This window comes from Zhongshania sp. (assembly GCF_047636175.1).
In the GTDB taxonomy this organism is placed as follows: domain Bacteria; phylum Pseudomonadota; class Gammaproteobacteria; order Pseudomonadales; family Spongiibacteraceae; genus Spongiibacter.
This window is the reverse complement of the sequence record NZ_JBLIKC010000013.1, coordinates 32,164-44,804: the sequence shown is the minus strand read 5'-3', so window position 1 is coordinate 44,804 and position 12,641 is coordinate 32,164. Positions and strand designations below refer to the sequence as shown.

At 47.5% G+C, this 12,641-nt stretch carries 10 protein-coding genes; 4 read left to right on the top strand and 6 right to left on the bottom strand.

Going from position 1 to position 12,641, the window contains the following annotated elements:
- Positions 1-34: 34 nt before the first annotated feature.
- Complete coding sequence (locus tag ACI955_RS09460; RefSeq protein ID WP_415243500.1) at positions 35-292, bottom strand: hypothetical protein; 258 nt, start codon at positions 290-292, stop codon at positions 35-37.
- Positions 293-463: 171 nt separating this feature from the next.
- Here ACI955_RS09460 and ACI955_RS09455 point away from each other — a divergent pair, with 171 nt between their 5' ends.
- Together ACI955_RS09455 and ACI955_RS09450 are read left to right on the top strand one after the other, a co-directional pair.
- Entirely contained in the window at positions 464-1,438 is a 975-nt protein-coding gene (locus ACI955_RS09455; protein ID WP_415243499.1) for a class 1 fructose-bisphosphatase, read from the top strand.
- Positions 1,439-1,471: 33 nt separating this feature from the next.
- The gene (locus ACI955_RS09450; RefSeq protein ID WP_415243498.1) at positions 1,472-2,305 is read left to right on the top strand and encodes a 23S rRNA (adenine(2030)-N(6))-methyltransferase RlmJ; all 834 of its coding nucleotides are present in this window, start codon (positions 1,472-1,474) and stop codon (positions 2,303-2,305) included.
- An 89-nt stretch (positions 2,306-2,394) separates the two neighbouring features.
- Here the strand turns inward: ACI955_RS09450 and ACI955_RS09445 are convergent, their stop codons facing one another.
- Both ACI955_RS09445 and ACI955_RS09440 read right to left on the bottom strand, forming a co-directional pair.
- Positions 2,395-3,417, bottom strand: a complete 1,023-nt coding sequence (locus tag ACI955_RS09445; RefSeq protein WP_415243497.1) for an LLM class F420-dependent oxidoreductase — start codon at positions 3,415-3,417, stop codon at positions 2,395-2,397.
- 369 nt (positions 3,418-3,786) lie between these two features.
- Positions 3,787-5,151 carry a cytochrome P450 gene (locus tag ACI955_RS09440; protein ID WP_415243496.1) on the bottom strand — a complete coding sequence of 455 codons (1,365 nt, stop codon included), beginning with the start codon at positions 5,149-5,151 and terminating at the stop codon, positions 3,787-3,789.
- Between the two features lie 165 nt (positions 5,152-5,316).
- On the opposite strand from ACI955_RS09440, the gene ACI955_RS09435 reads away from it, so the two are divergent.
- The gene (locus ACI955_RS09435) at positions 5,317-5,910 is read left to right on the top strand and encodes a TetR/AcrR family transcriptional regulator (protein ID WP_415243495.1); all 594 of its coding nucleotides are present in this window, start codon (positions 5,317-5,319) and stop codon (positions 5,908-5,910) included.
- Positions 5,911-6,059: 149 nt separating this feature from the next.
- Here the strand turns inward: ACI955_RS09435 and ACI955_RS09430 are convergent, their stop codons facing one another.
- A complete protein-coding gene (locus tag ACI955_RS09430) occupies positions 6,060-6,935 on the bottom strand; it encodes a TIGR03619 family F420-dependent LLM class oxidoreductase (RefSeq protein ID WP_415243494.1) in 876 nt (291 codons plus the stop codon).
- Positions 6,936-7,370: 435 nt separating this feature from the next.
- On the opposite strand from ACI955_RS09430, the gene ACI955_RS09425 reads away from it, so the two are divergent.
- Positions 7,371-8,336, top strand: a complete 966-nt coding sequence (locus ACI955_RS09425; RefSeq protein WP_415243493.1) for a ribonuclease Z — start codon at positions 7,371-7,373, stop codon at positions 8,334-8,336.
- A 292-nt stretch (positions 8,337-8,628) separates the two neighbouring features.
- Here ACI955_RS09425 and galE read toward each other — a convergent pair whose 3' ends face one another.
- Both galE and ACI955_RS09415 read right to left on the bottom strand, forming a co-directional pair.
- Positions 8,629-9,645 (bottom strand): UDP-glucose 4-epimerase GalE, encoded by a 1,017-nt coding sequence (gene galE / locus ACI955_RS09420; RefSeq protein ID WP_415243492.1) that lies wholly within the window; start codon positions 9,643-9,645, stop codon positions 8,629-8,631.
- Between the two features lie 1,356 nt (positions 9,646-11,001).
- Entirely contained in the window at positions 11,002-12,345 is a 1,344-nt protein-coding gene (locus ACI955_RS09415; RefSeq protein WP_415243491.1) for a UDP-glucose dehydrogenase family protein, read from the bottom strand.
- Positions 12,346-12,641 lie beyond the last annotated feature (296 nt).

Sequence of the window (12,641 nt, the reverse complement as noted above, 5' to 3'; positions counted from 1 at the left end):
TGAAACGCCATCGACGAAGGGGGTCACGCCAGCATCACATCATATCCCGCTCTATATCTCGTAAACGGCTTGAATAGTAACGGCAATTTTTCCAGATCCAGTCTTCTTTTGCTCGGCGAGCCTTTTTCATTGCAGCGCCGCTGGTATAGCCGTTTAACTTTTTACCATCGCCAAGTGCTTGTTCAAGACGCACTGCTTCTATTTTTTTGGCGCGGCAGGCTTCCCAGCTCGCGGCATGAACGCCGGGAAATATACCCATGCAGCATACCCATAAGATCAGACGAGATTTCATAATGACTTCCTTATCATTGTTGAAAGTAGCACTTTAACAATAGGCTACTAGCCGCTAATTTGTAAAATTCTCGGCCCTATTTCTCAACACCCACTGCAGTTCGCCTGTCTTATCCCCCGACTGAATGACATAATAGTGGGCTGTTATCCCGCAAACCGGAATTTTTATTACATGAGCAGAACCGCCCTGCCCCAGTATTTAACGGATGCCTCAGTGGCAGCCGAGCTCCAATCCATTATTATCGGCTTGGCTGAAGTCAGCGCAGATATCAGTAAAGCACTGGCCAAAGGCGCCCTCGCAGGCATTCTTGGTGCTGCCGGCGCAGAAAACGTGCAGGGCGAAGATCAAAAGAAGTTAGACGTTATTGCTAATGATATGATCAAAGACGCACTTGCCTCCCTACCCGCTGTGCGTGGTCTTGCCTCTGAGGAAGAAACTGACGTCGTACCCTGCCACACCACCGGCAACTTCTTAGTCACCTTTGACCCATTAGACGGCTCATCAAATATAGACATCAACAGTATGGTCGGCACTATTTTTTCAGTGCTGCCACACACTGGCGACGTTGCGGTGACTGAACAAGATTTCCTGCAACCGGGTCGCAATCAAAGTGCAGCTGGCTATGTATTGTATGGACCCTCTGTGATGTTGGTGCTAAGTACGGGCAATGGCGTGGTGATGTTTACTTTGGACCAAGATACTGGCAGCTACCTGCTTACCGAATCTGAGGTTAATATTCCTGCTGACGCCAAAGAATTCTCGATCAATATGTCTAATCAGCGCCATTGGCTTGCGCCAATGCAGACTTACATCGCCGATCTGATTACAGGTAAAGATGGGCCGCGTGGCAAGGATTTTAATATGCGCTGGGTAGCCGCGATGGTCGCAGACGTACACCGCATTTTGTGTCGCGGTGGGGTGTTCACTTACCCCTGGGACAGTCGCAAGCCTGAGCAAGCCGGTAAGCTGCGCCTAATGTATGAAGCGAACCCAATGGGCTTTTTGGTAGAGCAAGCTGGCGGCGAAGTGTGGACTCCAGACGGTAAGATTCTCGATATCCAACCAGAACATATCCACCAACGCGTTCCCGTTATTTTGGGCGCTGCCAACGAAGTTGCGCTATGCGTTAACTACCACCAGCGCTGAGACCACTCAGCGCCAACATCGGAATAGCCGGCAATGCTTAGTTATCGCCACGGTTTTCACGCCGGCAATCACGCCGATGTGTTAAAGCACATAGTCGAGGTACTTATCCTCGACTATCTTATTCAAAAGCCCACCGCTCTGTCTTATATAGACACCCACGCTGGGGCTGGCTTTTATCACTTTGCCAGCACCTTCAGCGCTCAAAACCGTGAGTTTGAAACCGGCATTGCTAAACTGCGCAAGGCCGATGGCGAGCTTCCGGCACCACTCAAACGATACTTAGAAATCATTGATGCGTGCTGTGCCAATCAGGCTGCGGGCTATCCTGGTTCGCCTGCGATTGCGCTCGCCATGCTCCGCGACCAAGATAAGGCCCAATTATTTGAACTACATCCCAATGATCACCAAAACTTAAGTAAACGCTTTAAAGATCGTGCCCGCATTTACGATACCGATGGCTTTACCGGCTTGAAGGGTTTACTACCGCCACCGAGCAAACGCGCATTAATATTAATCGATCCGCCATACGAAGATAAAAACGACTACCGCAAGGTGATTAGCGCCTTAAAAGATAGCCAGCGCCGGTTCCCAAAAGGCGTCTATGCAATCTGGTATCCGCTTCTTCCCAGAGATGACTCTAAAGATTTAGTCCGACGCCTACGAGGCTTATCATCAGATAATTACCTGCACGCCCAGCTGTGTGTTCAAGCCGAGCGCGGCAGCCACGGTATGTATGGCAGCGCCATGTTTGTCATCAATCCACCTTGGCAACTGCAGGAGCAGCTGCAAGAAATCATGCCAGTCTTGCAAACTCTACTGGCAGATGACGAAAGCAAACCTTTCGAGCTAAACGCCGTTATTGCCTAATTCACTTTCCGCTGCACACAAAAAAGCCCATCAATAATTTGATGGGCTTTTAAAACTCGCATTAACTGGGTAAATGCCGAGCGCAGCACTTAAACCACTTCGTTGGCAATAAACTCCATAGTTTTAATCGACGTATCAAAGTGATTGTTATGACCAATCATCAGGGTTGTTACACCTGACTTTTTCCAATCTTGCAGGCGCTCTTTAATACGCTCCTTAGGACCAAGCAATGAGATTTCATCAACCAAGGCGTCGGGCACTGCTTTAATTGCCTCGTCGTGTTTGCCGTCGTACCACAAGTCTTGCACTTTCTGGGCCTCATCACCAAAGCCCATTCGGCCCATAAGATTTTTATGGAAGTTATCATGCCGCGCGCCCATGCCACCCAAGTACAGTGCCATAGTCATTTTTCCTGGGTACATAGCCTCTTCGAGATTATCGTTAACACTGCAAGTCACCATCGCGTTAATTTCAAAATCATCGGGCTTATTGGCGAGGCTGTCATCAAAAATATTTAAGCGGTAAGGCGATACAAAAATCGGCATCCAACCATCAAATTTTTCCGCCGCCAAGGCGATATTTTTTGGCCCCTCGGCGCCCAAAAACACAGGGATCTTTTTACGTAAAGGATGAGTAATACTTTTTAACGGCTTACCTAGGCCAAGATTATCTGGACCTTGATACGGTAAGTTATATTGCTTGCCTTGAAACTCTACCGGCGCTTCTCTCGCCACGACTTGCCGGAAAATATCCAGCCATTCACGAGTGCGCTCAAGCGGGCGCTTAAACTGCTGCCCGTACCAACCCTCGACAACCTGCGGTCCAGAAACACCCACACCCAAGCATAGGCGACCATTAGATATATGATCCAAAGTGATGGCTGTCATCGCCGCACACGCTGGGGAGCGGGCAGACAGCTGCATTACCCCAGTGCACAAACGAATCTTACTCGTTGTCGCCGCAATTGCTGCTAATGGCGTAAAGCAGTCAGAACCATAAGCCTCTGCGGTAAATACCGAATCGAAACCCATATTCTCGGCAGCTTGCGCCAATTCTATAAAACGGTCTGTTGGCTGCTTTTGCCAGTATCCAAGATGTAGTCCGAGTTTCATGCTAAATCCTCTTTAATATTCCTATGATGCTACAAAGATTATACGGGGCAGATAGCCCTGCAACGGTGACATCTCCGCTCAAATATCATCACTGAGGAGTGACGAAAAAGCTCATCGCGGGTTTACTTATATAGCGGGGAAAGGCCAAGATATTGGCATGTGCTCACCTAGATACCCGATCGGGGTCGGGTATGACGGAGCGTTTAGCGCGTTTGCGCAGATTGTAAAGAGGTAACGAGCCTAAGGTGGAAAGACTGCGTGTTTAGCGGCTTATACCGCCACAAGGTATAACAGGCAAAGTTCAACACCCTCTAGCTGTCATCCCCGACTTGGTCGGGGACCTCGGGCTTAAGGGCGCTGCCGCCTACTTCAAGCTAAGCGCTTTACCACAATCGGCAAATCGTCCATAGGCTTTGGCAAGGGTACGGTCTGCATTTTAGTGCTGAAATTATCCGCTAAACGGAATTCGTACTGACGTAAAAACTGATGCATAAAGTTTTTTACCTGCATCAACGCAAAGTGCATACCAATGCATTTATGCGCGCCACCACCAAAGCCAACAAAGCTAAACGTATGACGCTTGTGCTCGTTGCGTGGCTCTAACCAACGGTCAAGATCGAATTTCTCCGGCTGGTCCCAATACTCAGCCATGCGATGATTGTGCTGCGGCGCCATAAATAAAATGGTGTTTGCGGGTATTTTATAACCGCCCAACTCGCACTCATTAATGGTGCGGCGCTGCATCATCATTACTGAAGGATGCAACCGCTGCGCCTCTTTCACGGCCACTTCCATCAAGGGCATTTTTTCTAGATCTTCGTACTCTAAGAACGGCTTATCTATCGCCATTGCTTCGTCACGCAAACGCTGCTGCAACTCTGGGTTTTGACCCAAATAAAAGAGGATATGGCTCAATGCACTGGTAGTCGTGTCATGGGCAGCAAACAGCAGAAAGCTCATATGCGCGATGATGTCATCATCGGAGAAATATTCGCCGTCTTCTGTTTTTTCACGAGTGAAGAAACTGAAGGTATCAGTACCATCACCAGCACGACGCTCTTCAATTAGACCGCCGAAAAACTCTTTAAGATAACGCTCACCAATTTTACCCTTGCGGTACTTAGTGCCTGGTATTTCCTTAGTGACAATACCCATCAAGCCATTGGCAATATCTAAGAATGACTTGTTTAATTTGGCTGCCCGTTCATCGCTCTGTTCCAGACCGACAAAAATCTTCCCGGCCACATCTAACAAAATTTGTTTTATTGCGGGGAAAAACAGCATCTTCCCGCCGTTATCATCCCAGTCGGCAATAGCTTCTCCGATTATCGGCCCCATGGTGCCGATATAGCCTTTCATTGCCTCGTTCTTAAAGGCGGACTGCATCATGCGACGCTGAAATTTATGCTCTTCGTGATCGCGTAGTAACAAGGCGCCTTTGTAGAAGCGGCCCAAAGACCCCATATAGCCCATCTCGGTAGAGAAGTTTTTATCCTTATCTAGATAGATCTGCTTATACAAATCAGGTCCAATCAATAACGCACCGCTAAATCCCGCCAACCCAAAGCGACTAACGTTGCCAAATTTCTTGTATTGATTGTCGATCGTGCCATACAGATCGTTAACTAGCTGAAACGTCTGACCAATAATAGGGATGCCGAATGAACCCGGAATATGGTCCAAGTTGGTGTTGTTTTTGGCTAATTTGTATTCAGGATTAACTGTAGTGGTCATGATCGGCCCTCCAAGCGGGGTTCGATGAACTTGTTATTTTCAACAATCATAGGCCTGGACAAGATACATATCAAGCGTCCGATATGAAATATTGTTCATCTTAGGTATATTATCCGCCTATAATCGACGCACGCTGGCCAAATCCATGAACACAAGGTAAGAAAATTGAGGAAAGTAGACCACGACAGCCGCCGCGAAGAAGTGGCTGGCGCCGCAGCAAGCCTAATTGCAAATAAAGGTTTAGAAGCACTAACTACGCGCGCATTAGCCAAAGAGCTGGGCTGCTCTATCGGAGTCTTGTCGCACTACTTCAGTAGCAAAGAAGAAATCGTGATTGCCGCCTTTCGCTGGGCAGACCAACGTATAGACCTGCGAATGCAGGAAGCCATCGCCGACGACAGCCCAAATATAGAATCGTTTTTTCCCGTGATTAAAGCCGGTCTGCCGCTGGATGCAGAGTCAGATTTAGAATGGCGTGTACGCCTAAATCTGCAGACTTTTGCGCTAACTCACAGTGATAGCTTGCAGGCCGAGCGCGAAAAAAATAAGCAGTTCAGAGACTTGATGACCATTATGATTGCCGGCATGCAGTCCAAAGGACATGTTACCAAAGAGCTAAGTGCTGACGAAATCACCAGCGTCGCCTTCGACCTAGTCAACGGCATGGCCAAAAATCTACTGATGTGTCCTTTTGAGGAACGCGAAGAAAAAGCTGAGTATCTGTTTAAGCTGATAGAGCTCCTAAAACAGCCGGTCTAAGCGAAAAGCATTCACTCTCGCTCATATGGATACCCGATCGGAGTCGGGTATGACATATAATTTTTAATCTATACCCGCTCCAGCCAAGGTATTACAGTAGCGCTAAATAGACGTCCGATCATAAGCAGGTAGGACGCCCTAGCCATCAATTATCGAGACTTGGCAATGACCTCATTCGAATACCAGCTGAGCATACCCATTTTTTCTTCCACCGTCTTATCATCGGCTTCAGACGCGTAAACATCACGGAAGGCAACCAGCACCTCACCAATACCAATATCTTCAAGGCGCTTTATGCCGTCTGCAGAGTAGGCCTCAGCCGTCATAGATTGAAATTCAAAGGGCAGGTGATCACGTCCGTACTCTTTACGGAATTCGTTAATTTGATCAACCATTTCCTTAATGGATTCCAAGTCGCCGCCGGCAGCAATCCAGCCATCACCTAAACGCGCGGCTCGACGCAGCGCCGGTTTTGAATGCCCACCAACCAAAATCGGTGGTCGCACAGTGGGCACCGGACAAATCTTAATTTCAGGCATCTCAAACATGGCGCCCTTGTAGCCAAAATACTCGCCACTCATTAGGCCGTTAATGATCTCGATCATTTCGTCCATACGCTTGCCGCGCTTATCCCACGCCACATTCGTCACCTCAAAATCTTCTGACCAAGGACTAATACCAACCCCATAGCCAAAGCGATTGCCCGTGAGAACAGCAAGGGTAGCCAGAGACTTAGCAATCAAAGCCGGCTCGTGAACGGCAAGTTTATGCACTGAGGTAGTAAAGCGGACAGTACTGGTGAGCGCCGCCAAGTGAGCGGTCAGTAAAAAGGGTTCCATGAACGGTACACCGTCTAAAAATTCACGGCTGCCGTCACTGTTATACGGATATTTAGAACTGCCCTCTTTGGGGTAACAAATGCTGTCAGGCATGGTAATTGTGTCGAAGCCTAATTTCTCTGCCTCCAAGGTCAGCGGAATATATTGCTCACTGGGGCACATACTGTGGTGATACGCGAATTTCATTGCTACGTCCTCTGCCGTCGTTATTGTTTTGGTGTTTGATCGAGACATACGCTCGCAAACGATGATCGGTTGACAATAATACAAACCAAAACCCACCGCCTCACCCGAATGGCGCAGCGAGTTCAAGAAATCAGACCACTGCAGAAAGACTGCGGAAAAGACCTTCGCTTGTGCTCACCTGGATATCCAGTAGCAGTCGGGTATGACCGACCCTGGGCCAAACGAGCTAACTGCCATTATCAATCCAATCTAGGATCTATAGCCCTAGGATTTTGACTGACACTTACTTAAGTAACGGAAATATGACTTGATTACCGCTATCAATAATAAAACACCGAAAATACAAGTTATCAGCCAACTTAAACAAGCACATCTATGTAAATTAGACCACAATGTCATTGTGAATCTTATTTACGCTATGAACATACTCAGCTTATGCGTTTTACTTTCTTAGGCACCAGCGCCGGCAAGCCAACGGTTAGTCGCAATGTCACCGCACTCGCGCTGGCGATTGAAGACCATCGCGAGTGGTATTTATTCGACTGCGGCGAAGGTACCCAACATCGCGTATTAAAAAGTCGCTACTCATCCGCCAAACTTAAAACCATTTTTATTACTCACGTACATGGTGATCACTGCTACGGTCTGCCGGGTCTGATTGCCAGTGCAAATATGAGTGGCCGCACAGCGGCTCTCACCGTCTGCGCCCCCGATGGTGTTGAGCAATATGTACGAAGCACCTTCGCCTATACTGACGTACATAATTTACGATTCCCGCTCAACTTTGTGCGCTCAGATCACGACGACTTCCACTATGACGATGGCCACATCTCGGTTGACACGATAGCCATGTCACACCGCGTACCGTGCTTCGCCTATCACGTTACCGAAAAACCGCCATATCATATTAACGAAAGTGTTTTAGATTCTCTCGACGTTCCACGCGGACCGCTGTGGCATGAATTGCAATTGGGGAACGACGTTACTCTTGAAAACGGCGATATTGTTCGAGCGGAACACGTTCGCAATGTCGCGTGGCCACCTCGCAGTGCGGTCATCGGTGGTGACAACGACAAACCGGATTTACTGTTAGAGACTTTAAAGAAGAGTGACCTACTAATTCACGAAGCCACTTTCACAGAAGACGTACTCGCCCGCGTCGGCCCACAATATATGCACAGCACTGCAGCAATGGTTGCCAAAACAGCAGCCGATGCAAAACTCAAGCACCTTATACTCACCCATTTTAGCCAACGTTATCGGGCAGAAAAAAGTGCCCAAGAACATACCGTCAAGGATCTATACGACGAAGCGCGGAATTATTATCAAGGGAATTTACAGCTGGCTGAGGACTTACAAAGCTATCAGTTAGAAAAAGATAAAACCTTAAGTAAAATATAACATTCAAAGTCAGGCGCCATGCACTGCCGCCCACGTCATCCCCAACTTGACTGGGGATCCATAAGCCTCAGACTTTAAGTTGGAATGTACTTCGTTAAAAATCCAAGGCATTCGCTGGCGCTCACATGGGTCCCCGATCGTAGTCGGGGATGACGAAAGTGTTAAGCCGTTCGCACTGTCTCGGTCAGACATCATATAAATAAAGAATGACGGACTAGCTTAGCAGCACCCTCAGCCTAGACGCGCATCAGAACCTATTTTCATAAAAACTAACCGCAACAAAGCTACGATTTTACTCCCCACCATAACCATCAGGATTTCTGCTTTGCCAGCGCCATGTGTCCGCCATCATTTGCTCGAGCGAGCTTTCAGCAACCCAATTTAACTCATACTTTGCTTTGTCTGCATTCGCCCAAAATGCCGGCAAATCGCCGCTGCGGCGTTGAGCTATTTTATATGGCACCAGCTGCTCAGTAACGAATTCAAATGCCTTAACCACATCTAATACAGAGACTCCCTGACCAGTGCCTAAATTAAACGCATGTAAGCCCGGTTTCTCTAACGACAGCAAGGATCGACAATTACCTACAGCCAAATCCACCACATGCAAATAGTCGCGTACGCAGGTGCCATCAGGCGTGTCGTAATCATTACCAAAGATTGATAGCTCGGCCAATTTACCAACTGCAACGCGGCTTATAAAAGGCATTAGATTATTAGGAATTCCGAGAGGGTCCTCACCAATCAAGCCAGAGGAATGCGCACCTATCGGGTTAAAATATCGCAACGCAGCTACCGCCCAGCGCGAATCAGACACACATAAATCAGCTAGCACACGCTCCGCCATTGCCTTGAACGCACCATAAGGACTAGACGGTTGCCCTAAGGGCATAGTCTCAATATAAGGCCCTGGCGCATCACCATAAACTGTCGCCGAAGAGCTAAACACCAACTTAAAAATACCCGCATCAGCCATTGCCTGACATAAGACCATCGTGCCATGTACATTGTTATCATAGTAACGAAGTGGTTGCTCGACGCTCTCACCAACCGCTTTTAATCCTGCAAAATGAATAACCGCATCAATACTATGCTGGGCGAATACCGCCGCTAAAGCGTCGGCATCACGTATATCCGCCTTAACAAAAACCGGGGCAATACCAGAGATTTTCTCAATCCGCTCAAGAACCGCAGGATTACTATTCTCAAGATTATCGACAATAACAACCCCATAACCCGCCGTCTGTAATTCGACGACGGTATGGCTACCGATATACCCGGCGCCACCAGTGACGAGAATTGTCTTCATGTGCAATACCCAATAAATAAGCAGGTATTCTAAAGCAAATGAGGCCGAATTTATAACTTAGCTATGGAATCTCTTGCTATCCGGAGCTACCGACTAACCCATAACTTAAGACAAATCAGCTCAGCTCCATATCGCTGCAGATTAGACTCAAGCAAGTATTTAACAAACATATCAAACTCCCAAACCGGCATCCTTGCGAACACGAGGATCCATAGTAAAGGGCTTTGAAATACTCGGGGCTCCCAACCACTAATAAAGCCATTCACATAGGTTCCCTGCGAACTTGATCACAGCCAGATAAGACCTAAACTAGGTGTCGGCGAAAGGTATGTGGGAAATTTAAAACTGGCGAAAACTCTACTCCACTACAGAGCGAAAAAACCGTAGAGTAAAAAAGGTGGCAGGAACGCCTTGAGATCTATTCATGTACATAGTCCTTTACGCATGACCGTTCCTTGGTCAGCGTCCCTGCCAAGTGCTCTTCCTGAGCAATTTTAAGTTTAACGTCGATATCGCTAAATGCAAATTAAATATCTCGATAGCGCGACCATCATCGCAACGGAACTATATTTATTTAATAATTTTAAGTAACACAACATTAACTAATAACTAGCATTAACTCTCGTTAAAGCTCATATAGACACCGGATCGATGTCCGGTATAGCAGTAATATGGAGAAGATTACTTGTCCGCACCCGACATAATCGTCGTTCCATCAGAAATGACATTACTCTAAATTTCAGAGACTTAAACTCACCATGCAATTAAAAACCGATAAGCGCACCAAGCCCCCTAGCCGTCACCCATACAGAGACGAGGCCCCATATACCTAACGTTGAACCCCACTAGCCTCCGAACAACTAACAAAGTCATTCGCTTCGCTCACATGGATACCCGATCGGAGTCGGGTATGACGAGGTTTTATCTGGCCCCTCTACAGACCGCTGCTCTACACCAGCGACAGACCGTTGTTTTAACTCTGCTAAAGACCGTTATTCTGCCTGTACTCGCACATAAACCCACCAACCGTCATCCCCGGCTTGATCGGGAATCCATAAACCTCGAACTATGGGCAATTCCGCACTCATCATCACGGTAAGTATTTGCCACGATCATATGGATATTCGATCAGGGTCGAGCATAAGCCCAAAAGGAATTAGAGGTGCACTGGGGAAGGATTGTCGCCAGAATACTCAGGGATCATTAGTAGTACGAGGCTTTAGCGCAATCATGGACGGGGAACCGTATTATTCCAGTATCCGCACCGTTATCCCCGACCAGGTTGGGGATTCATATACCACCAACCCTGAATAAGCAGGTTATTACTTAAAACCACCTAATAATGACTAGATCGCACTACGAAAAGCTCAACACACTGCGGCCACGGCCAATGCCGTAATAGGCTATACCCTGCTGCTCCAACATTGCTGGATCGTACAAATTACGACCATCAAAAATGACTGCATGGCTTAAACGCTCTTTCACTAAATCAAAATCAGGTGCCTTAAACGCATTCCATTCAGTACAAACCACCAAGGCATCGGCAGCGTTCAATGCAGACTCTTTGGTCCCCATCAAACTTAAGTCAGAGCGCGCGCCATAAATACGTTGAGCCTCATTCATCGCCTCCGGGTCATAAGCCTGAACCATTGCACCCGCAGCCCACAAACTATCCATCAGCACGCGACTCGATGCATCACGCATGTCATCAGTATTAGGCTTAAACGACAAACCCCACAGCGCTATTTTCTTGCCATGTAAATCACCGCCAAAATATGCCTGAATATGCGTAAACAACTTTTCCTTTTGACGACTATTAACTGCCTCAACAGATTTCAGTAACTCTGGCACATAACCGACCTTCTCCGCAGTCCGCACTAAAGCCTGAACGTCTTTGGGAAAACAAGAACCGCCGTAACCACAGCCAGGATAGATAAAATGATAGCCAATCCGCGGATCCGAGCCGATTCCCTGACGGACCTTCTCAATATCAGCGCCCAGCTTCTCAGCCAAATTAGCCATCTCATTCATGAAGCTAATCTTGGTCGCCAACATACAATTGGCCGCATACTTAGTCAGCTCCGCAGAGCGAACATCCATCACAATCAACTTTTCATGATTGCGATTAAAAGGAGCGTACAACTCACGCATTTTACTTTCGACCGCAGGACTATCTGTACCAATAACTATCCGATCGGGTCGCTGACAATCCGCAACCGCAGCACCCTCCTTTAAGAATTCGGGGTTAGACACCACATCAAAGCCAAGATCAAACCCTCGCTCCTTTAATACGGCGCTAACGCAATCGCTGACCTTATCTGCAGTCCCCACTGGCACAGTGGATTTATCCACAATAATCTTAGGCGCAACCATATACGTCGCAATGGTCTTGGCCACAGCCAACACATACTGCAAATCCGCAGAGCCGTCTTCGTCCGGTGGCGTTCCCACCGCAATAAACTGAATGCGACCGTGCTTCACACCAAGCTCAGCATCAGTTGTGAACTGCAAACGGCCTGCGTCAGCGCTCTCTTTTACTAAAGCAGATAAACCAGGCTCATAGATAGGGATAATACCCTTCTTCAAGTTTTCTACTCGCTCAGCATCAATATCCACGCACACAACATCATGACCAACACCCGCCAATACTGCTGCCTGGACTAAACCGACGTAACCTATACCGAATACAGTGACTTTCATTAAACGGTCTCGCAATTCAAATTATATGTAAGAGATATATTTTAGCACGCTAAAACGACAAGAAATGAGATGCAAAGGCTTTCGATTTCACTCGCATTAAATCCGACGTAGAGCTCGGGAATATGTAGTTATCCCAAATAATAAGCGATGGCTTCGAGAATTTCGGTCGTAGCGCTCATTATCCTGAAAATTTGATTTCATCCTCAGAGTTGTAGCGACGTAACACATCTCTGGAGTTACTCCACTGAGAACGACACAAGAGACTCTAATTAACACTGATTTAGAAAATCACCAAT